This window comes from Arthrobacter sp. K41 (assembly GCF_059089645.1).
On the sequence record NZ_JBNHEW010000001.1, the window covers coordinates 209,049 to 229,119 of the forward strand.

Annotated in this window: 18 protein-coding genes; 9 read left to right on the plus strand and 9 right to left on the minus strand. The window is 64.1% G+C overall.

The window, feature by feature from the left end; genetic code table 11:
- Positions 1 to 3: 3 nt before the first annotated feature.
- Positions 4 to 1,209: a cupin domain-containing protein gene (locus AC5RTE_RS00970; protein ID WP_494039550.1), complete on the plus strand. Its 1,206-nt coding sequence runs from the start codon at positions 4 to 6 to the stop codon at positions 1,207 to 1,209.
- The gene (locus tag AC5RTE_RS00975) at positions 1,199 to 2,128 is read left to right on the plus strand and encodes a sucrase ferredoxin (RefSeq protein WP_494039551.1); all 930 of its coding nucleotides are present in this window, start codon (positions 1,199 to 1,201) and stop codon (positions 2,126 to 2,128) included. Before AC5RTE_RS00970 ends, AC5RTE_RS00975 begins: the two co-directional genes overlap by 11 nt.
- On the opposite strand, the gene AC5RTE_RS00980 is transcribed toward AC5RTE_RS00975, so the two are convergent.
- The gene (locus AC5RTE_RS00980; RefSeq protein ID WP_494039552.1) at positions 2,125 to 2,628 is read right to left on the minus strand and encodes a hypothetical protein; all 504 of its coding nucleotides are present in this window, start codon (positions 2,626 to 2,628) and stop codon (positions 2,125 to 2,127) included. The genes AC5RTE_RS00975 and AC5RTE_RS00980 overlap by 4 nt on opposite strands.
- Between AC5RTE_RS00980 and AC5RTE_RS00985 the strand changes: the two genes are divergently transcribed.
- Positions 2,627 to 4,768, plus strand: a complete 2,142-nt coding sequence (locus AC5RTE_RS00985) for an amylo-alpha-1,6-glucosidase (RefSeq protein WP_494039553.1) — start codon at positions 2,627 to 2,629, stop codon at positions 4,766 to 4,768. The genes AC5RTE_RS00980 and AC5RTE_RS00985 overlap by 2 nt on opposite strands.
- A 394-nt stretch (positions 4,769 to 5,162) precedes the next feature.
- On the opposite strand, the gene pntB is transcribed toward AC5RTE_RS00985, so the two are convergent.
- From pntB to AC5RTE_RS01020, 7 genes are all read right to left on the minus strand, one after another.
- Positions 5,163 to 6,638 carry a Re/Si-specific NAD(P)(+) transhydrogenase subunit beta gene (pntB, locus tag AC5RTE_RS00990; RefSeq protein ID WP_494039554.1) on the minus strand — a complete coding sequence of 492 codons (1,476 nt, stop codon included), beginning with the start codon at positions 6,636 to 6,638 and terminating at the stop codon, positions 5,163 to 5,165.
- Complete coding sequence (locus AC5RTE_RS00995) at positions 6,635 to 8,188, minus strand: Re/Si-specific NAD(P)(+) transhydrogenase subunit alpha (RefSeq protein ID WP_494039555.1); 1,554 nt, start codon at positions 8,186 to 8,188, stop codon at positions 6,635 to 6,637. The genes pntB and AC5RTE_RS00995 overlap by 4 nt, the downstream gene beginning before the upstream one ends.
- Before the next feature lie 125 nt (positions 8,189 to 8,313).
- Positions 8,314 to 9,273 carry a 2-hydroxyacid dehydrogenase gene (locus AC5RTE_RS01000; RefSeq protein WP_494039556.1) on the minus strand — a complete coding sequence of 320 codons (960 nt, stop codon included), beginning with the start codon at positions 9,271 to 9,273 and terminating at the stop codon, positions 8,314 to 8,316.
- Positions 9,270 to 10,469 carry a pyridoxal phosphate-dependent aminotransferase gene (locus tag AC5RTE_RS01005; protein ID WP_494039557.1) on the minus strand — a complete coding sequence of 400 codons (1,200 nt, stop codon included), beginning with the start codon at positions 10,467 to 10,469 and terminating at the stop codon, positions 9,270 to 9,272. Before AC5RTE_RS01005 ends, AC5RTE_RS01000 begins: the two co-directional genes overlap by 4 nt.
- A 717-nt stretch (positions 10,470 to 11,186) precedes the next feature.
- On the minus strand, positions 11,187 to 12,269 hold the full coding sequence (locus AC5RTE_RS01010) for a TerC family protein (RefSeq protein WP_494039558.1): 1,083 nt from the start codon (positions 12,267 to 12,269) through the stop codon (positions 11,187 to 11,189).
- A 230-nt stretch (positions 12,270 to 12,499) separates the two neighbouring features.
- The gene (locus AC5RTE_RS01015; RefSeq protein ID WP_494039559.1) at positions 12,500 to 13,753 is read right to left on the minus strand and encodes an RNA polymerase sigma factor; all 1,254 of its coding nucleotides are present in this window, start codon (positions 13,751 to 13,753) and stop codon (positions 12,500 to 12,502) included.
- A 4-nt stretch (positions 13,754 to 13,757) separates the two neighbouring features.
- Positions 13,758 to 14,183 (minus strand): YciI family protein, encoded by a 426-nt coding sequence (locus AC5RTE_RS01020; RefSeq protein ID WP_494039560.1) that lies wholly within the window; start codon positions 14,181 to 14,183, stop codon positions 13,758 to 13,760.
- Positions 14,184 to 14,428: 245 nt separating this feature from the next.
- Here AC5RTE_RS01020 and AC5RTE_RS01025 point away from each other — a divergent pair, with 245 nt between their 5' ends.
- A complete protein-coding gene (locus tag AC5RTE_RS01025) occupies positions 14,429 to 14,593 on the plus strand; it encodes a hypothetical protein (protein WP_494039561.1) in 165 nt (54 codons plus the stop codon).
- Here AC5RTE_RS01025 and AC5RTE_RS01030 read toward each other — a convergent pair.
- Entirely contained in the window at positions 14,557 to 15,894 is a 1,338-nt protein-coding gene (locus AC5RTE_RS01030; protein WP_494039562.1) for a cation:proton antiporter, read from the minus strand. The genes AC5RTE_RS01025 and AC5RTE_RS01030 overlap by 37 nt on opposite strands.
- A gap of 88 nt (positions 15,895 to 15,982) precedes the next feature.
- Here AC5RTE_RS01030 and AC5RTE_RS01035 point away from each other — a divergent pair, with 88 nt between their 5' ends.
- From AC5RTE_RS01035 to AC5RTE_RS01055, 5 genes are all read left to right on the plus strand, one after another.
- Positions 15,983 to 16,864, plus strand: a complete 882-nt coding sequence (locus tag AC5RTE_RS01035; RefSeq protein WP_494039563.1) for a CAP domain-containing protein — start codon at positions 15,983 to 15,985, stop codon at positions 16,862 to 16,864.
- A gap of 187 nt (positions 16,865 to 17,051) precedes the next feature.
- The gene (locus tag AC5RTE_RS01040; protein WP_494039564.1) at positions 17,052 to 17,330 is read left to right on the plus strand and encodes a YciI family protein; all 279 of its coding nucleotides are present in this window, start codon (positions 17,052 to 17,054) and stop codon (positions 17,328 to 17,330) included.
- Positions 17,331 to 17,467: 137 nt separating this feature from the next.
- Positions 17,468 to 18,097 (plus strand): dihydrofolate reductase family protein, encoded by a 630-nt coding sequence (locus tag AC5RTE_RS01045; RefSeq protein ID WP_494039565.1) that lies wholly within the window; start codon positions 17,468 to 17,470, stop codon positions 18,095 to 18,097.
- A gap of 119 nt (positions 18,098 to 18,216) precedes the next feature.
- Positions 18,217 to 18,924 carry a DUF4397 domain-containing protein gene (locus tag AC5RTE_RS01050; RefSeq protein ID WP_494039566.1) on the plus strand — a complete coding sequence of 236 codons (708 nt, stop codon included), beginning with the start codon at positions 18,217 to 18,219 and terminating at the stop codon, positions 18,922 to 18,924.
- A gap of 202 nt (positions 18,925 to 19,126) precedes the next feature.
- A complete protein-coding gene (locus AC5RTE_RS01055; RefSeq protein WP_494039567.1) occupies positions 19,127 to 20,017 on the plus strand; it encodes an SMP-30/gluconolactonase/LRE family protein in 891 nt (296 codons plus the stop codon).
- The last annotated feature ends 54 nt before the right edge of the window (positions 20,018 to 20,071 follow it).

Sequence of the window (20,071 nt, forward strand, 5' to 3'; positions counted from 1 at the left end):
GTTTTGAGCACCACCCGCACGGACTTCCAGGATCCCGACGCCTTGGAAAGCGGCGGGGTCCTGGAGACACACCTGATCAAAATTGGGCGTGAAAGGTTCGCCGACGACGTCTGGGGGCGCGCGGCGCTGCTCACGCGTGGCGCAGGCGACTTCTCCGATCTGTTCTCTGCTGAGGCCGTCGACGAACTGGTCTCTCGCCGTGGACTGCGCACACCTTTTCTCCGCGTTGCCAAGGGCGGCTCTACATTTCCCGACTCGTCATTCACCTCACCCGCCGGCGTCGGCGCCACCATCGCTGACCAGCTCGACGACACGGCGCTTTGGCGCAAATTCGCCGACGGCGCCACACTCGTACTGCAGGCACTGCACCGCACATGGGAGCCGGTCAGCCACCTCAGCAGCAGACTAAGCACGGAGCTTGGACATCCGGTGCAGGCCAATGCCTACATCACGCCGCCTCAGAACCGTGGGTTCGACGCTCACTACGACGTGCACGACGTCTTCGTCCTGCAGATCGAGGGGACAAAGCGCTGGATCATCCATGAGCCGATTCACACGGACCCGTTGCGTGATCAGCCCTGGACCGATCGCCGCTCCAGCGTGACAGAGGCCGCCAAAGGCGAGGCGTATATCGACACCGTGCTTGAGCCGGGGGATGTCCTCTACCTGCCGCGGGGCTGGTTGCATGCCGCGCAGGCGCAGGGCGAGGTCTCCATCCACCTCACGCTTGGAATCCACAGCTGGACCCGCTACGCATTGGCCGAACAACTCGCCCAGGCCGCACTCGCAGCGCTGTGCGACGATCCTGAGATGCGCCGTGCATTGCCGTTGGGCGTCGACGGACCAAACGGTGAGATCGACATGGTCCGTGGCCGATTGGCGGCTGCCCTCGCCGAGGCTGATACCACTGCGTTGTTCCACCGCACCCGGCGAGGACAGGGACGTCCCGCGCCGCTGGGACCGCTGGCCCAGCTCGCGGCTGTCAAAAGCCTGAGCCCCACGTCGGTGGTGCGGCTTCGCGATGCACTGGAAGCACGGCTGGAGGGACCGCGCCTGTCCACACGCGTGGGTTGGCTGGACTTCCCGGAGGCCGATCTGCCATCTGTGATGTGCGCGCTGGACGGGGAGGTTCACACCGCGGGTGATCTCGGCGTCGAGCTTGTTGAAAGACTGTTGCGCGCGGGGGTCCTCGTTCCCGTTGAACAATGATACAGACAGCGAGTTCGCCACAGTGGCGGCCACAGAGCGCTTTTTCTGCTCTGAAGGCGCCCGCCTGCGCGGTGATCCTATTGCAGGCACAGGGTCGCATGGCCTCGTCTGGGTCCTCATCGAGTACCGGGGCGGGTGGCCGCTCAATGGCTTCGAGGGGCTTGATCTCGAGCCTGGGATCAAAGCACTCTTGCTCTCCGCCGCGAAAGCGGCGCGGGCGCGGGTGCTGCTGGTGCGACGGCCCGGCCCACGCCGCCGTGAGGGTCAGAGCCATTGGGCAGTACTGCGGCATGAGGATTCGGGCGCCTATCGTCAGCACTGGGGAACGTGGGGCAAGGATGGCGATCTGGCGGAGGTTGCCAGAGCCCTCAGCCTTCCCGGGACGCTCGGCTATCCGCCTGTCATCCTGGTCTGCACTCACAGCCAACATGACCAATGCTGTGCTGTGTGGGGACGGCCCGTTGGACGTGTGCTGAGTGAGCGGTGGCCGGAGCTGGTGTGGGAATGTTCGCATGTAGGAGGTGACAGGTTCGCAGCGAACGTAGTGGTTGCTCCTGACGGTGTCTACTACGGAAATTTGGACGTGGACTCATCCGTCGCCACGATCGAAGAACACCTCGCGGGCCGTATCCATGCGGAGCATCTACGTGGGTACACAGATCTCGTCCCAGCACAGCAGGCCGCTGTGGCGGCCACGCTCAGTCGTTTCGGCCCGGCCGGCCGGAATGACTACAAGGTGGTTGAGACCTCCCGCAACGGTGATCACTGGCGGATCCGTATTACCGGATCGCCTCCTCACCCCGCGCGCATCGACATCGAACTGCGTGCTCGCCGCGGCCCGCGATCCCGGCTGACCTGCCGCGGACCGGCGATGAGTTCGGCCATGGTTTACGAGCTCATTTCAATACGCGCGGTCTAAAGGACGGGTTTACCGAAGTCAGTATCTTTATCGGCAAGCCGACGAAGGTTCCAAACGATCCTGCGGACCTGGGGGTCGAGCACCGCCGATTTATTGATTTCACCGACGCGCTGCATTGCTGGCGGACAGTCCGCCGAGCTGCCGCTTTGGGACTGGCGGCAGAACTGGCCGCCGCGGCAGCAGTAAACCGCATTCACGCGCCGTGGCAGGGCGGGCAAGCCGACTGCTGTTAGACACAGGAATGCTCGTCGGCGGCGATGGGTGGGCTGAGGATCCCTTGTTCCAACGACGTGTTCGAGCCGTTGCGATGCTTGGTCGACGACGCGCGGCTGCTGTACGGCCTCCACCTGCTGGAGATTGTCGATGCGTACCAGGGCTGTTGACCAGGATGTGCTCGACGACGTCCTGCCGCTGCTGCGCACCGCCCCTTTCACCAGCCCTGCCTGAGGCGTAACGTCTATTCCGCCGGGAACGGTTGCAGCCGTCAGAGGAGCGGTCATGGCTGGATGGAATGCAGACACAGCGGCGGGGCCTGTGGGGGCGGGAACGGTAACGCTGGTGGAAGGCTCGTCTTTCTGCATCTCGGCCGCCAATGGCGACATCCACCCGGAACTTCCCCACGGCGTGTTCCACGAGGACACCCGGATTTTGTCCGGGTGGAGCATGACGGTGAACGGCCAGCCGCTCGAGCCGCTGGCCGCGGAAACGAAGGAACCCTACCGGGCACTCTTCATCGGCCGCGTTCCGCGCGGGGACGGATACGCGGACAGCCCTCTGATCGTGGAGCGCCTGCGGGAAGTGGCTGCCGGCGTGGTTGAAGAAATCACCATTCGCAACTACTCCGGAGACCCGGTGGAGTGTGACATCTCCGTCGGCGTCGATTCGGACTTCGCGGACCTGTTCGAGGTAAAGGAGGCGAGGGTCCAGCGGCGCTGGGAGGTCGTCCGTGGAGCCGACGGCGATTCCCTGATTATCAGCGCTGCCTGGCAGGACCTGCGGAATGCTGTCCTGGTGCGGGGACGCGGGGCCGTAGCCACCGCCGGCGCGCTCACGTACCAAGCGACGGTACCCGGTTACGGCCACTGGGGCACGCGGCTGAGCGTCGCACCGGCCGGGCAGCGCAACGTTTCGCGCCCTGTCCGGCATGGCACCTCACCGAGCGACCGGCGGCACCAGGAGTGGGTCGCGAAGATTCCCAGGCTGCAGATGACCAACCGGTCCATAGAGCGGACGCTGCGGCGCAGTTACGACGACCTCGGCGCACTTCGGATCGAGGACCCTGCGCATCCGGAGCGGATTGTGGTGGCCGCGGGAGCACCGTGGTTCATGACGCTGTTTGGGCGTGACTCTCTGTGGGCTTCCGAAATGGCCCTTCCTGTGGACCCGTCACTGGCTCTTGGCACCTTGCAGACCCTGGCTGACCGCCAGGGCAAGGTGGTGGACCCGGTGAGTGAGGAGGAACCCGGGAAGATTCTTCACGAGGTACGGCTGGGGGTGTCTTCCGGGCTGGCTCTGGGCGGCAAGTCGGTCTACTACGGCAGCGTGGACGCCACTCCCCAGTTTGTGATGACCCTGGCCTCAGTCAGCCGGTGGGGCTTCGCGAAGGACACCATCGCAGCCCTCCTGCCCAACGCGGACCGCGCACTGGACTGGGTCCGGAACTACGGCGACAAGGACGGAGACGGCTTCGTCGAGTACTCCCGCCTCAACGACCAGGGCCTGCTCAACCAGGGTTGGAAGGACTCGTGGGACGGCATCAATTTCGCCGACGGCACCCTAGCGGAGCCGCCCATAGCACTTTGTGAGGTGCAGGCGATGGTGTACTCCGCGCTGCTGTCACGGGCGTGGATGGCGTACGACGGCGGCGACGCGCCTTTGGCGGCGCAGCTCACCGAAGAGGCGGCGGCGCTGAAGAAGAAGTTTAACGAAGCGTTCTGGCTGCCGGAACGCGGCTACTTCGCTGTCGCGCTGGACGGCAGGAAGCGCCAGGTGAATGCCTGTGCCTCAAACATGGGCCAGTGCCTGTGGCACGGCATAGTTGACGATGACAAGGTGCCGCTGGTGGCCGAGCGGCTGATGTCACCGGAGATGTTCAGTGGATGGGGCGTCCGGACCCTTGCCACGGATATGGGTGCCTACAACCCGGCAAGCTACCACAACGGGTCTGTCTGGCCGCATGACAACGCGATCACCGCGGCGGGCCTCATGCGCTACGGATTCGTGGAGGAGGCGCAACGGATCGCTACAGCCCTGCTTGAAGCGGCGGACTACTCCGACGGGCGGCTCCCGGAACTGTTCTGCGGTTTCAGCCGGGAACAGGTGGCTGAACCGGTGCCGTACCCCACCGCCTGCTCACCCCAGGCGTGGGCGGCAACCACCCCCATCATGCTGATCACCAACCTGATGCGCTACGACGCCCACGTTTCGCGGGGCGGCTTCTGGATGGATCCAGCCCTGCCGGAGTCCTACGGGGACCTGCACATTACCAACGCACCACTCGCCGGCAGCCGGATCACCATTGACATCACCCACTCGGGGCCGTCGGTGCAGGGCCTGCCGGAGGGCATCACATTCCATCATGAACACCGGCCGTGGCTGACCGAGCTTATTTCGCAGGCCGGACTGGACGTCAAAGGCTAAAGCGCCCAGCCGGCGTCGTCACACAAGCGGCGGAGCGGGCGCGGAGGTACTGCCCACCGCGGCCCCAACGTCGATCGCCACCACCGGTCATCGATTCAGCTGGAAACCGCTGTACGAAACGAGGAGGAGTGACCATGGGCCCAGTTCCGGCCTAGTCCTTCCGCTGCTCCAATAATTCGTGATTGCAGTGCAGCAACAACTCGTGTCTGTAGTGAAGGCCTATCCAAGGAGATGCTGCATAGTCGTCAATGCCAAAAGCCTGCGCAAAAAGTGCGTCTTCAGCGCCAAGACCCTGATTGGGCCTACCTGGTGGAAGTGCTGTCTGAGCTCCGCTATGGACTGCTGTTCGACGTCTGGGCATGGTCTCTCTTCTCATCTTCGAAGGTGCGTTCGGTCAGAAGGCGCGGAGGATGTCTTCGACGCGTTGTTTGGCGTCGCCGAAGAGCATTTGGGAGTTGTCGCGGTAGAACAGGGGGTTCTGGACGCCGGCGTAGCCGGCGGCCATGGAGCGTTTGAACACGATGACGTTCTCGGCTTCCCAGACTTTGAGGACGGGCATCCCGGCGATGGGGCTTCCCGGGTCTTCGGCGGCGGCGGGATTGACGGTGTCGTTCGCGCCGATGACCAGGACCACGGAGGTGTCGCCGAGGTCGTCGTTGATTTCGTCCATTTCCAGGACAATGTCGTACGGGACTTTGGCTTCGGCAAGGAGGACGTTCATGTGCCCGGGCAGGCGCCCGGCGACGGGGTGAATGCCGAACCGGACGTCTACGCCTTTTTCGCGGAGCTGGTTGGCCAGTTCAGCGACGGGGTACTGGGCCTGGGCGACGGCCATGCCATAACCGGGGGTGATGACGACGGACGAGGCGTTGGTGAGCATTTCCGCGGTGGCTTCGGCAGTGATTTCCCGGTGCTCGCCCTGGTCCGTGTCCCCTTTGCTGGCTGGGGCGGCGATGCCGAAGCCGCCGGCTATCACGGAGATGAAGGACCGGTTCATGGCCTTGCACATGATGTAGGAAAGGTATGCACCGGAGGAGCCGACCAGGGCGCCGGTGATGATGAGCAGGTCGTTGTTCAGCAGGAAGCCCGCCGCGGCGGCGGCCCAGCCGGAGTAGCTGTTGAGCATGGACACCACCACGGGCATGTCGCCGCCGCCGATGGAGGCCACGAGGTGCCAGCCGAGCCCCAGGGCCAGGGCCGTGACAACGATGAGCAGCCAGAGCTGGGAGTCGTTGACGTACCAGACCGTCAGGACGATGAACACAACGAGGGCGCCGAGGTTGATCCCGTTTTTGCCTGGCAGCATCAGGGGTGAGGACTTCATCCGGGCGGAAAGTTTAAGAAATGCCACGATCGAGCCGGTGAACGTGACAGCGCCGATGAACACGCCGATGAACACCTCGGCGTGGTGGATCGCCATCAGGTCTGAAGACAACGCAGGGGCTTCGAGGTGGCCGTTCCACCCCACGAGCACGGCGGCGAGGCCGACGAAGCTGTGCAGCAGGGCAATGAGTTCGGGCATGCCGGTCATTTCGACCACCCGGGCGCGCCAGAGTCCGATTGCCCCGCCGATGGCGACCGCAGCGACCAGCAGGCCCAGGCCGGTCAGGGCGTGGCCGGTGCCCCAGGCGTCCTGGAGTGTCAGCCAGATGGTGGCGGCGAGGGCGATGACCATGCCGGTGATGCCGTAGGCGACCCCCGCGCGCGCTTTCTCGTGTTTGCTCAGCCCGGCGAGGCTGAGGATGAACAGCAGGGCCGCGACGATGTAGGCCGCCCCCGCGATGGAGTCGGCGGTCAATGGACCGGAGACGGTGTCAGTCACGGTAAGGCTCCTCGTCAGTGTTGCTGCTGTTGCGGTGGCGGCGCTCATGAACGGACCTTCCCGGCGGAGAACATGGCGAGCATGCGCCGGGTGACGGCGAATCCGCCGAAAATGTTAATGCTGGCCAGCAGCACCGCGACGGCGGCGAGCACTTGCATCACGATGTTCTCGGAGGTGACCTGCAGCAGGGCACCGACCACGATGATTCCGGAGATCGCATTAGTGACTGACATCAGCGGGGTGTGCAGGGCGTGGTGGACTTTCCCGATCACATAGAACCCGACCACGATCGAGAGCATCAAAACCGTGAAGTGCTGCGGCAGCGGCGCCGGGGCAACCGCGTTGACCAGGAACAGCGCGGCGATGCCCGCGGCGAACAGCCCGGCCTTACCGGCCGTGCTGAGGCCCTGTTTCTTCTTCGGCCCAGGACTTTCGGCAACCTCAGCCTGGGTCTTGGCCGCCGGTGCGGCGGAGACCTGAACCGGCGGTGGCGGCCACGTCTTCTCGCCCTCGCGCACCACCGTCACCGACCGCTGCACCACATCCGCAAAATCGAGCCGCAGCTGACCGTCCTTGTCCGGGGTCAGGAGCTTTAGCAGGTTCACCAGGTTTGTCCCGTACAGCTGGGACGCCTGCGCCGGAAGACGCGCCGGAAGATCCGTATACCCCAGGATCACCACACCGTTCTCCGTTACCACCCGCTCCCCAGCGACGGAGCCTTCCACATTCCCGCCCTGCCCGGCAGCCATATCCACGATGACACTGCCGGATTTCATCGCTGCCACATCGTTCGCCGTGAGCAGCTTGGGAGCGGGCCGACCCGGGATCAGGGCCGTGGTGATGACGATGTCGACATCAGCCGCCTGCTCGGTGTAGATTTCGGCTGCGCGCCTGTTGTACGCCTCGGACGTTGCTTTTGCATACCCGTCGGAGGACTTCATCTCCTCCTCTACCTCAACCTTGAGGTAAGTACCACCAATGGACTTCACCTGATCCGCCACCTCAGGCCGCGGATCAGTAGCGCGAACGATCGCGCCCAGGCTGCTGGCAGCGCCAATTGCCGCCAAGCCGGCGACACCGGCTCCGGCGACGAGGACCTTCGCCGGCGGGACCTTGCCCGCTGCGGTGACCTGCCCAGTGAAAAACCGGCCGAACTCATGCGCGGCCTCAATGACGGCACGATACCCGGCGATGTTCGCCATCGAACTGAGGACATCCATCGACTGCGCCCGCGAGATCCGCGGCACCGCATCCAAAGCCAAAGCAGTGATGGGCCGCGCCGCCAACGCCTCCACCAACTCCGGCCGCAACCCCGGGCTAAGCATCCCGATAAGAGTGGCACCGTCAGCGAGGCGGGCGATCTCATCCTCCGTGGGCGGATTGACCCGCAGCACAACGTCGCTGCCCCACGCCTCGTCAGCCCCAACAAGCAAGGCACCCGCATCGACATACGCATCGTCCCGGAAGGAAGCGGACTCACCCGCGCCCTTCTCGACCACAACGTCGTAGCCCAAACCCAACAACTGTTTCACGGTGACAGGCGTTGCCGCCACCCTCGTTTCGCGACCCAACTCGGCCACGATGCCTATACGCGTCACTGTTTTCTCTCTCTAAGCTGTGGTGCCTGGGAAGTTGCGTCGCAGGGGACAGCAGTTGCTCCACTAAGGCAAGGGCAGTGCAGAACGACTGAGATGCTGTTCCTTCAGAAGTCCGCCCGGTGCCACTAATTGATCGGTGTGGCCGGTTGTTCGCCGCTGAGAAGGGCGAGCGCGTTGTCTGCGGCGAGCATCGCCATCGCGGTGCGCGTTTCGACAGTAGCGGAGCCGAGGTGGGGCACGAGCGCCACGTTCTCAAGCTCGAGCAATCCAGGGTGCACGTCGGGCTCTTTCTCGAAAACATCGAGACCGGCGCCTGCGATTTGTCCCTCGCGGAGGGCAGAAGCGAGGGCTGCTTCGTCAACGATCGGTCCGCGCGCCGTGTTGATAAGGTACGCCGTGCTCTTCATCGCCGCGAGTTGCTGGACGCCGATCAGGTGATGCGTGGCAGGCCCGTAGGGGCAGTGCAGGGAGACGACGTCGGAGATGGCCAGCAACTCAGCGAGATCGACCCGCCGGGCACCCAGGTTGGCTGCGGTCGCGGGGTCGATCTCACTGCGGGACTGGTAGACGATTTCCATTCCGAAGGCTTTGGCCCGGCGGGCGGTCGCCCGGCCGATGCCGCCCATACCGACGACGCCGAGGGTCTTGCCTTGCAGGCTGCTGCCGAGCAGGAAGAACATGCCCCACTTCCAGGCCTGACCGGAGCGGATGAGCCGTTCCCCCTCGCCGAGCCGCCGGGTCGCCGAAAGGATGAGGCCGAACGCGATGTCGGCCGTGGCCTCCGTGAGCACACCCGGTGTGTTGGTGGCGACGACGCCCCGCTCGGTGCAGGCGGGCACGTCGATGTTGTCGTACCCCACGGCAACGTTCGCGACGACCTTGAGTTGTGGGCCGGCGGCGTCGAGCAGTTCGGCGTCAATGCGTTCGGTCAGCAGGCTCACCACGGCATCGGCACCCTCTACCCGGCGCAGCAGCTCCTCGCGGCCGATCGACTCCGGACCCTCCCAGGCATCGACTTCGTGCTCGGTACGCAACTTCTCAAGTGCGGCTTCGGGTACCCGTCCCGTGACAACGACCCGGCTCATGCCGTCTCGATCCACTTGCGCAGGCGGCCGAGGCCATCGTGGATATCGGTGACGTCGATGCCCGAGTAGGCGAGCCGGATGTACTGCCGCTCTTCGCCGGGCTGGCGGCGGCCGAAATGCTCACGCGTGCAGAAGGAGACGCCGGTTTCGTACAGCGCTGCGGAGGCGAAATCGCCGACTGCCGTATACCCCATGCGCTCCATGGCCTCGGTGACATCAGGGAACAGGTAGAACGTCGACTGCGGCACCGCGACATGTACGCCGGAGATGTCGTTGACGAGTTCACATGCGGCATCCCGGCGCCCGCGCAGGATGTCGAGCATCTGCTGCACGGGTTCCTGGCTGCCGCGCAGCGCTTCGATGCCGGCCCACTGCACGTAGTGCGTCGTGCACGACTCATCGTTGGTGTTAAGTGTGCTGAGGATTTTGGCGATCTCGATTGGGGCGACGGCACAGCCCAGGCGGGATCCGGTCATGGCGAACTTCTTGCTGAAGGTGTACAGGATCACGGTGCGCTCCGCCATGCCGGGAAGCGACGCGATCGAGCTCGAGAGACCCTCGTAGCGCGTCTCGAAGTACGCCTCATCGGAGAGTACCCAGAGGTCGTGCTCCTGCGCGAGCTGGGCGATTGCCTCCCGCTCAGCAGCGGTCGACTCGGCCGAGATGGGGTTCTGCAGGTCGTTGTAGATGATTGCGACAGTATTGGGTGTGATTGATGCGCGGACCTGGTCGAGATCAATCGCGAAGCCCTGGGGCGTGGGCAGGTAACGGTAAGGCACGGCAGTGCCACCGAGATACTCGATCTGCGATTCGTAGATCGGGAAGCCGGGGTTCGGGTAGAGCACTTCCTGGCCAGGGTTCATGACCGCCTGCAGGAACTTGGTGATAACGGGCTTGCCTCCCGTCATTACCACGACGTTGTCCGGGGAGAACTCAATACCTCGGCGGGCTCCGATATCTTCTGCAAGGGCCTCCCGCAACTGCGGGATGCCCGGGCCGGGACAATAGCCGGTATAGCCGTCGGCGATCGCCCGGTTCATGGCTTCGACGATATGCGGGGCGGTAGGGATGTTGATGTCGCCCAGATGGAAGGGGTAGACGGGGTTCCCCCTCGCTTTCCAGGCGGCGGCCGCTTGGGCGACGCTGAAGGCGGTTTCAGTGCCCAGCCGTTCGAGCCGGTGCGCGAGTTGTTTCATTCTGTCTTACTCCTCATCGAGTGGACGATCGATCCTTCAGCAAACCAACTGTTACAGAACTTATATATCAGTTGCCAGCAATAAATATACCGTTGATGTTTCCTAACGGGAAGGTTACCTTTCGAAGGCGGTGATCCTTGGTTCCCAGAACAGTTCGGGACGCTTGGTTACCTTCCGCTTTCCGCCGTCGTACTCCAGTACGTCGGGTGGGGCGCGCTCCCGCAGGCGCTGATCCTGCCCATACTGCAGGCCGTCTGCGGCCTGCAGTATGAAAAGGGAAGGTTGCCGGGTGCCTGCCTGAATGTGGCCCCCGCCTTAGGGCGGTGCAGGGCGGCGGGTGCGGCTGCGGTTAGCGGACGCCGAGATCGCTGTCGACGTACGAACCCGGGCCTTTTCGGTACCGTCTGGCAATTGCAGCCAGCATCCAGCTGCAGCCAAACGGTCACCGGACCCGACGATTTGAGCCGGACGTCAACATGTTTTTTCCCCTTACGGCTAAGGCGCAGAATCGTTTCCTGACCGTTGCTACAGCTCCTGTGATTACCTGCTAATGCAGGGAGAGTGGATATGCCTGGGTGGCCCGGGCCAAGAAGGCCCGAACCACCGGAGTAGGGCGGCGGGTTTCTGCCCGCCGCCCCACTCTTTGTCTTACAACCAGTCTTTCTTAGCTACCGGTCTGCTCCTTCCGTCCGCCCTGTCAGGCCCCCGGTGCCGCAGCTACTTGAAGGCTTCCGCAGTGGCACTCGTGGTCCCGCCGGCGTCAGGTTCCGCGTTTCCGTCCTCCGCATGGGCTGCGGTTACCTGCTCGCTGTCCACCAGGTGACGGTCGTTCATTTTCGCCTCCCCGCGGGTCTTGGTAAGGCTTGCAAGTGTGGCGACGGCGATGGTGGCTGCGATGAACAGCAGCGAGAACGAGATGGGGATTTCGGGCGCCCAAAGGAGCGGCTCCCCGCCGTTAATGAAGGACAGCTCGTTGACGTGCAGTGCGTGGAAGACGAGTTTCACGCCAATGAACGCCAGGATGACGGCGAGTCCCTGCGCGAGGTAGACCAGGCGTTCGAGCAGTCCGCCGATGAGGAAGAAGAGCTGGCGTAGACCCATCAGCGCAAAGGCGTTGGCCGTAAAGACGATGTACGCCTCGTTGGTCAGGCCGTAGATCGCGGGGATGGAGTCGACGGCGAAGATGAGGTCCACGAAGCCGATCGCGATGATGGTCAGCAGCATCGGTGTGGCGAACCGCGTGCCGCCCTTCTTCACGGTGAGCTTGTCCTGGTGGTACTCATCGGTCACCGGCAGGATGCGGCGCACGAGCCGCATGAACCTGCCGTCAGCCGGGTTGGAGTCATGGCTGCCGAACGCCTGCTTGTAGGCCAGAACGAGCAGCAGGGCGCCAAAAATGTAGAAAATCCACGAAAAGTTTGCAATGAGTCCCGCGCCGATGGCGATGAACCCGCCTCGGAGGACCAAGGCAATGACGATCCCGATCATCAGCACTTTTTGCTGGTACTTCTTCGGTACCGCGAAGCCGGCCATGACGATGAGGAAGACGAAGAGGTTGTCAATCGACAGGGCCTTCTCGGTGAGATAGCCCGCGAAATACTCGCCGCCGAACGTCCAGCCCGAGACCAGTCCGATGCCGGCGCCGAACAACAGGGCGAGCCCGATGTAGAAGGCGGACCAGCGCGCGGATTCGGCGATGGTCGGTTCGTGGGGTTTGCGCACGTGCGCGAAGAACTCGTAGACGAAGAAGAGGACAGTCACGGCAATAGTGATTAACCAGATTAGGGGTGTGACCTGCATGGTGGGCACTCCAAAGGGTAGGCGTCGGACATAGGCGCCAAGGTCTCCTCCGCCCGGACATAACCGGAACCGACGACCCGGGATGCATTGCTGCATCCGTAGTGACGGGTCAATCGCGACGGGAGTACTCCCCTTGATACAAAAATGCTAACGCACAGGCACCTGCTAGCTCCACCCGCCCGGTCACCGTCGGTGCCGCTTCAGCGGTCCCGCCGGCACCTGAGGCAATATCAGAGGCCGGCTGCCTTGGCCAGCAGGATTGTTTTTTGCTGTTCGTTGGCGGTGAAGGCGGCTGCCTGCAGCAGTTCGGTTTTGGCTTCAGCCGTTCTTCCCAGCCTGGTGAGCAGTTCTCCCCTGATGCTGGGCAGGAGGTGTGAGCGGCGGAGGGCCCCCTCGGCGGCGAGGCGGTCCACGATTTCAAGGGCGGCAGCAGGTCCGGTGGCCATGGAAACCGCTACGGCGTGGTTAAGTTCGACGACGGGGCCCGGCGCCAGGCGTCCGAGGGCTTCGTAGAGCAGCACAATTTTGTGCCAGTCGGTTTCTTCGAAGCTGCGGGCGGTTGCGTGGCATTGAGCGATGGCAGCCTGCAGGCAGTAGTTTCCCCTTCCGCGGCCGAGCGCGTCGGCACGTGCCAGGGATGCACGGCCGCGGCCGATCTGGGTCCTGTCCCAGCGTGCTCTGTCCTGGTCTGCAAGCAGGATTGGGCTGCCGTCGGGGTTGACGCGCGCCGCGAACCGGGACGCCTGGAACTCCATTAAGGCAAGGAGTCCGTGAACTTCGGGCTCCCGCGGCAGCAGGCCGGCCAGGACGCGGCCCAGGCGCAGCGCTTCGTTGGCAACTTCGGTGCGGATCCATCGGTCACCGGTTGTTGCGGCGTAACCTTCCGTGAAGATGAGGTACAGCACGGCAAGCACCGCGCTCAGGCGGGCGTTCCACTCGTTGGGCTCAGGCGTGTCAAAGGGGACCTGCGCGGCTGCGAGAGTCTTTTTGGCCCGGACGATGCGCTGCTGGACGGTGGCGACGGGTACGAGCAGCATCCGTGCGATTTCCTCGGTGGTCAGGCCACCGACGGTTCGCAGCGTCAAGGCGACCTGCCCCTCGCGGGAAAGCACGGGGTGGCAGGCGATGAAGACGAGCCGGAGCACATCATCCGGGATCGGCTGCCACTGGTCCTCGGTCATCTCCGTGAGGTCGTGGGCGATGGCGCGGTAGCGTTCGTCGAGCCGCTCCCGGCGGCGCCAGGCATCTATCGCCTTGCGTTTGGCTATGGCCGTGAGCCAGGCGCCCGGGTTCTCCGGGACGCCAGACTCGGGCCATTGCCTCAGGGCGTCGATCAGGGCTTCTTGAGCGAGGTCTTCCGCCAGACCGACGTCGCCGGTCACCTTGGCCAGTGTTGCAACGATCCGCGCGCTTTCGATCCGCCACACCGCGTCCAGGGTCCGCTGGAGCACGGGTGCTGAGGTGGTGACGTGCTTGTCGGCCATGGGGTCAGGGCTGGTTGAGTTCCTCGCGCCAGCCGGCCTCCTTCTGAAGGAACTCGTTGTCGGAGAAGTCTTCGAAGTCGCTCATATCGGTCACGCGGCGGACTTCGAGTTTGCTGCCCGGGCCAAGGGGGCACCGGCTGGCCCACTGGACCGCTTCTTCCTTGCTGGCGGTCTGGATAATCCAAAAGCCATTGAACAGCTCGTGGGTTTCCCCATAGGGACCGTCCGTTACGATGGGTTGCTCGGCCGAGAAGTCGACAACAAACGCTTCGCTCATGTCATCGGAAAGCCCTTCACCGGCCAGCAGCACCCCGGCGTTCATCAGCGATTCGTTGTAGGCGCCCATCGCGTTGATGATCTGTTCGATATCGGCGATTTCGTATGCCTTTTTTGCCTCATCGGTAGCGCGCATTATCAGCATGAACTTCACTGTTCTTCTCCTTCGTGTTGAGGACACCTGATGCGTCCTTCTACTATCGCGTCGAATAGGCGGACACCGGATCGACAAGGACCAGAAGAATTTTATTCAAAGATTCTTCACGGCAAAGCTTTGCCCGGAACGTGTTTATTGTCAGAAACTGCGCTTATTGCCCTGATAGCTGGCAGTCGTTTATCCCTTGGCGGAAAAGAACGCGCTTTCTGCAGGCTTTGGACGAGGTGGGCTACAGCGGACCGGTGAACATAGAAAGTTTCACTGCAGATAATGCCGCCATCGCCGTCGCCGCCTCGATCTGGCGGCCGCTCGCACCGAGCCAGGACGAGTTGGCCGCCAGCGGCCTGGCTTTCCTCCGCGGCGTAGAAGTTCAGTCCCGCGGTGACGTGCCCGAGGGACTCCGTTGAAGCTGACCCAGGGCGAGCAACGGAAACAGGAGCACAGACAGCATTCCCGCACCCACCAGCGCGGACGCAACGCCGCTTGGGATGAGCCCCTCGTCCCGGCCTATGGCTGTCACCGCCACGACAATGGGCAACCCCGTTGCCCCGAACAGCATGATGGCACGCTTGCCGGCGGGGGTTGAGCCAGGGGGAGCGGCCAGCAGCGACGGCAGACCTCGGATGATGAGCAGGAGGACCAGGAACAAGGGGACCAACGCGAGGGCGGCAGGGTTACCGGTAAGCGCCCTCAGGTCGAAGTCGATGCCCGTATTGATAAAGAAGACCGGCACCAGAAACCCGAACGCGATGGCGTCGATTTTCATTTCAATGACATGCCGGTCGTGTTCGGGAGCCCTCGCGATGGCGACCTTCCAGAGGACTCCGGCGGCGAACGCGCCCAGCAGCATGTCCAGCCCCAACACCATACTCAACACAACGAGCACGCTGAGAATGAGCATGATGGACCGGACGGCGAACTGGCCGCTGGTGTGCAGGGTCTTGGTGACCTGGGAGTGGAGCAGGGAGTGCCGCGCGCGGGAGGCAAAATAAATTGCCAGCCCCGTGAGGATAACAAACCCGACCAGGACCGCCGTTGCCGGTCCCAGCTCCCTCCCACTGAAGAACAGCGAGATGGCCACCAGGGGACCGAACTCCCCGGCAGCACCCAAAGCAGTAACCGCGACACCAAGACGCGTCCTGGACTCGCCGGCGTCGCGAAGGATGGGCAGCAGCGTGCCTAAGGCAGTCGAACACAAGGCGACTCCAATAATCACCGCAGCTTCCGGCGCGGGAGCCACAAGTAGACCCGCCCCAACGCCGGCCGCCAGTGAAACAACCCAGCCAAGGGCTGCACGGTTCGCGGGGCGGCCTCGTATCACAGCGAAATCAATCTCATTACCGGCAACGAAGAAGAGCATGGCCAGCCCAAAGTCAGCCAGCGTATCGGTGAACTGGCTCGACTGGATCCACCCCAACAGACTGGGACCAAGCAGGATACCGAGGACAATCTCAAACACCACAATCGGTACCTTGACTACGCGGTCAAGGAAGCGGGCCGCAAGGGGCGCTGCCACAGCAAGCAGGGCAATCAGGACCAATGATGTGGACAGGCCAGGCATCAGCGGTACCTCCGGTACCTCGGCTGCTGTGAAGGAAAGGTAACCCAAAGCTACCGCCACCATCAGCGACGGCGCCATGCTGGTCCGGGACGGTGCCCGCCCGATGCTGAACTTCCAGCCGATATACAGCAGAAAGTAGCCGGCCAAACCCCTGCCCGCGCCCCCGCCCGCGTGTCCGCAGTGAGTGGCGTCACGCAATATGCAGGGGGACCGGAGCAGCGGATACGGTCTTCTGATGCGAAAACAGAAGAAACATGTCGCTGCCTCCCTGACCGTCCTCGTCCTGGCCGGCGGATTGCTGACCGCCGGTTCCGCTTCGGCGGGCACCTTTTCCTGGCCCTTTGACTGGCCCGCGTGGACTGCCGCCGCTATCCAGTCCCCGTCATCCATTGGTGCCGCGTCGGCTTCCGCGGCTCCATCGGCCGCGGCCAAACCCACCGCCAGTGCTCCTGCGTCGGCCGCTCCAGCACCAGCGCCCGCAACGTCGTCTCCCGCTGCGGCCCCGGCAGCAGCTCCCGAAGCCCCAGCGGCGCCTGTGGCTGCACCTCCGGCTCCAGCCCCGGCCGCCCCGGTTAAAGCACCGGTTGCCGCTCCGGCCCCGGCCCCCGCTCCGGCCCCGGCCCCCGCTCCGGCCCGGCCGGCTCCGGCCGCACCGGCGCCCGCACCCGCCCCGGCTGTGCCTGCCCCGGCAGCGCCTGCCGCAACGGGTACCTCATCCAACGCCGTCGCCCAGCGCTCCTTCGCGCTTGTCAATGAGTACCGCGCAGCCAACGGCCTTGCCGCGCTGCGGTACAACGCGGGATTGGAAACCGTAGCCCAGAACTGGTCAAACACCATGAAGGCGGACATCGACGCCCAGGGCCGCTCCGGCTTCCGGCACAATCCTGACGCATCCAGCCAGATCCCGTCCGGCTGGACCCGTACCGCGGAAAATATTGCAGTGAACGCTGACGCCGACGCGCTCTTCGCAGCGTGGAAGGCCTCTCCTGGACATAACGCCAATATGCTCAACGCCAGCCTGACGGACTTCGGTTTTGGTTCAGCCAGGCTCTCCGCCGGCTCACCCTACGGGGCGCAGCTGGTGGCGACCCAGAACTTCGCCACCTACGCGAGGTAGGCCAACGCATCCTGCCCGGCGGTAGAACCCGGGGGATGCCCGCACAGATACAAGGAACGACGGCGGTATACCGCCGTCGTTCCTTGTATCTGTGGGCTTTCCTGCACCGCTAACAGCGTTCGACGGCGGCCGAAAGGTATGCATCTACCTGCCGCCTGAGGGGGCGGCGGCAGGTAGGATCGGCCGCATGGAGTCCATCGTTATGTACAGCCTCGCTGAGGGCGTTGACCGATCACGGGTTATGGAAGCCTACCCCCGCCATCAGGCCTATTTCGAGGCGTTCCACGCAAACGGCGGCGGGCTGCTTGCGTTGGGTCCCTTCCTGACACCGGATCCGGCCGGGTCGTCTATGGGAATCTTCTCCTCACGGGCGGATGCCGAACGGTTCATCGAGGATGATCCGTTTGTGGTCGAGGGGCTGGCTGTCCCACGGATCCTTGAATGGGACCCGGTGCGCTTCGCCTAGCTCCCCGGGATCCCGGCTGCTTATAAACCGCTTCAGCGGCAAACAGCGGCAACGCCAGTCCCGAACCCGCGTACCCCTTGAGGGCCCGCTCACGGCAGGGATAGCAGCGCCCGCACCTGCCATCAAAGGAGACGGTCATGGATGAGACAGAGGCGCCCTCGGCGGGCCTGATGGTCGAGTTCATCATTTCCCTGAACGGGTATGCCTCGGCCGTTGGATGGCCCGGGTGGTGGGGTCTGGAGGGGCCGGAATATCTTGCGTGGCTCGAGCAGGAGGGGCAGAAGAACTACACCTTCCTGATGGGCGCGAACACCTACCGGCTGATGTCCGGCATGTCGGAAGAAGCCGCAGCCAACAGCTCGGGTTTTTCAGAGGAGGAGGGGGCCAGCCTCTCCGGCCTGGCCGCCGTGCCCAAGATTGTCTTCTCCTCCACCCTGCAGGCGCCCCTCGCCTGGCCGAACTCGGAGCTGATCGCCGGGGACGCTGTAGAGGCCGTGAGGGAAATGAAGTGGACCGGGGACAGGCCCTTGAGCACCCTCGGCAGCATCAGCCTTTGCCGTTCCCTGCTGGCCGCCGGTTTGGTGGACAGGTTCCGGCTGGTCGTCTTCCCTGTTATCACCGGCAGAACAGGGCAGGAGCGGATTTACGATGGCTACCCGGATGTCTCGCTGGAGATGGTGGACAGCAGGACGTTTGACGGCCGCCTTCAGTTGCTCGAGTACGTTCCTACCGTGATTGACGGGCCGCCAGGCAGGAGCCGGGCCTGAGGGCAGGCCAGCGCACCAAAAAGTTCTACAGTTTGCATCCACAGAGGCTGCTGCTCCGGTAGTAGAGGTGTCCGCACAAGCACAGCCCGTCCCCCGGGCGTCCCTCTGAGGAGTTTGAAATGCGCAACAAGATTTACCCTGCCGGAGCACTCTCATTCGCGGCCGTACTGGCCTTGGCGGGCCCGGCACAGGCCGGCGGCTGGCACCACCACGGCGAAGACCTGTCAAAACTCTCGGTCCTGCACGGTGTTCCCGGCCCGACTGTGGACGTATGGGTGGATGGAAACCGCACCCTGGACGACTTCACGCCCGGAAGCCTGGCCGGCCCGCTGGAACTCTCCGCCGGCGATTACGAAATCGCCATCACCGCCGCAGACGCCACCAGCGCCAGCAATCCGGTGATCGGGCCCGTTACTGTCGAACTCGACGAAGGGGAAAACTATACGGCGGTGGCCCACCTCAACGCTGACGGCGTCCCAACAGCGACGCTCTTCACCAATGACACCAAGGCTCCCCGCAACAACGCGAAGGGCAAGCTCACGGTGAGGCACGTAGCAGCGGCGCCCTCCGTTGACGTCCTGGCAGGGGGGACAGCAGCGATTGAGGAGCTCAACAATCCTGACGAAGCCACCCTGAAGCTGAAGGCCGGAACCATTTCGGCTTCCGTTGCCGCTGCCGGGACCACCAACCCCGTGATCGGACCGGCCAACATCACCGTGGAGGGCGGCAAGAACACCATCGTGTACGCCTGGGGCAGCCTTGCTGACGGTACTTTGGCCACCGCGGTCCAGGTGGTCGACTCCGAGAAGGGGCGCAGCCGCCACTGACTCCATGACACCGGCGTGCGCGGCAGGAGCGCCGACACTTATCATCCTTCGCAGCGGGCCACCTTGCCGGTGGCCCCGCTGCGGCGTTTGACGGCCAACACCTCCTGCCGCGCTATCGTTTCCATATTCCGGGCGCGCCGTCGTGCTGCCTGCGAAACAATCTCCAACGCATGGTTGGAGAACTGGAGGCAAAGGAGGTCCGATGGGTGATGAACTGACGACAGGCCGGCTGGAGCGCCTGGCCACCGGGTCGGCATGGGCGGAAGGCCCCCTCTGGGTGCCGGCGTCCCAGAGCCTGCGCTGGAGCGACATCCCCAATAACCGCATCCTCGAGTTCCACCCCGCCACGGGAATCACCAGCGAATACGCAGCCGGCGTCGAGTTCACGAACGGCCGGACCCTAGATGGTGACGGCAGCGTGGTGCAATGCAGCCACGGGCGCCGCCGGGTTGAGCGGGACCGCGACGGCACGGTGACAGGACTCGTCGATTCCTTCCGGGGCCGGCGGCTGAACTCACCGAACGACGTGGTTATTGCACGTGACTCCAGCATCTGGTTCACGGACCCTCCGTACGGGATTCTTCCGGGCACCAGGGAAGGGCACGAGGGAGAGCAGGAATACGGAGGCTGCTACGTATTCCGCTTCGAGCCCGCCTCCCGGACCCTTGAGGCTGCGGTCACGGACCTCGTGTACCCCAACGGACTGGCCTTTTCACCGGACGAATCGGTCCTGTACGTTGCGGACACGGCCGGTCCGGGTCTCGGCGTTCCGCTGAGGATCGCAGCCTACGATGTGGCCGGTGCCGCCTGCAGCCCCCGCGGAGCCGTTCTCGAGCTTGAGGAAGGCCACGCCGCTGACGGATTAAGGGTTGACGTCGAAGGCAGGATTTGGACCTCGGCCGGCCAGGAGGTACGAATATATTCGCCGTCCTTCGAGCTCCTCGGAACCATTAACGTGCCCGAGGGGGTATCGAACGTGTGTTTCGGAGGCCCGGACGGTAAGGACCTTTACATCACCGCCACCAGCAGCCTGTACCGGATCCGCACCACCACGCGTGACGCGGCCGCCCCGGCCCAAGCGGGAAGTCCATAGACCGCCCGCTTCTGCCCGGGCAACAGGCCGGGGAGGTCCCTGGGCTTGCACGCG

What these genes read in the sequence shown, in the direction of transcription:
- AC5RTE_RS00985 (WP_494039553.1), top strand. Translation starts at nt 2,627, where the DNA reads ATGGCTGGATGGAATGCAGACACAGCGGCGGGGCCTGTGGGGGCGGGA.
- AC5RTE_RS01040 (WP_494039564.1), top strand. Translation starts at nt 17,052, where the DNA reads ATGGAGTCCATCGTTATGTACAGCCTCGCTGAGGGCGTTGACCGATCA.
- AC5RTE_RS00980 (WP_494039552.1), bottom strand. Translation starts at nt 2,628, where the DNA reads ATGACCGCTCCTCTGACGGCTGCAACCGTTCCCGGCGGAATAGACGTT.
- AC5RTE_RS01045 (WP_494039565.1), top strand. Translation starts at nt 17,468, where the DNA reads ATGGATGAGACAGAGGCGCCCTCGGCGGGCCTGATGGTCGAGTTCATC.
- AC5RTE_RS01005 (WP_494039557.1), bottom strand. Translation starts at nt 10,469, where the DNA reads ATGAAACAACTCGCGCACCGGCTCGAACGGCTGGGCACTGAAACCGCC.
- AC5RTE_RS01015 (WP_494039559.1), bottom strand. Translation starts at nt 13,753, where the DNA reads ATGGCCGACAAGCACGTCACCACCTCAGCACCCGTGCTCCAGCGGACC.
- AC5RTE_RS01010 (WP_494039558.1), bottom strand. Translation starts at nt 12,269, where the DNA reads ATGCAGGTCACACCCCTAATCTGGTTAATCACTATTGCCGTGACTGTC.
- AC5RTE_RS01050 (WP_494039566.1), top strand. Translation starts at nt 18,217, where the DNA reads ATGCGCAACAAGATTTACCCTGCCGGAGCACTCTCATTCGCGGCCGTA.
- AC5RTE_RS01055 (WP_494039567.1), top strand. Translation starts at nt 19,127, where the DNA reads ATGGGTGATGAACTGACGACAGGCCGGCTGGAGCGCCTGGCCACCGGG.
- pntB (WP_494039554.1), bottom strand. Translation starts at nt 6,638, where the DNA reads ATGAGCGCCGCCACCGCAACAGCAGCAACACTGACGAGGAGCCTTACC.
- AC5RTE_RS01000 (WP_494039556.1), bottom strand. Translation starts at nt 9,273, where the DNA reads ATGAGCCGGGTCGTTGTCACGGGACGGGTACCCGAAGCCGCACTTGAG.
- AC5RTE_RS01035 (WP_494039563.1), top strand. Translation starts at nt 15,983, where the DNA reads ATGCGAAAACAGAAGAAACATGTCGCTGCCTCCCTGACCGTCCTCGTC.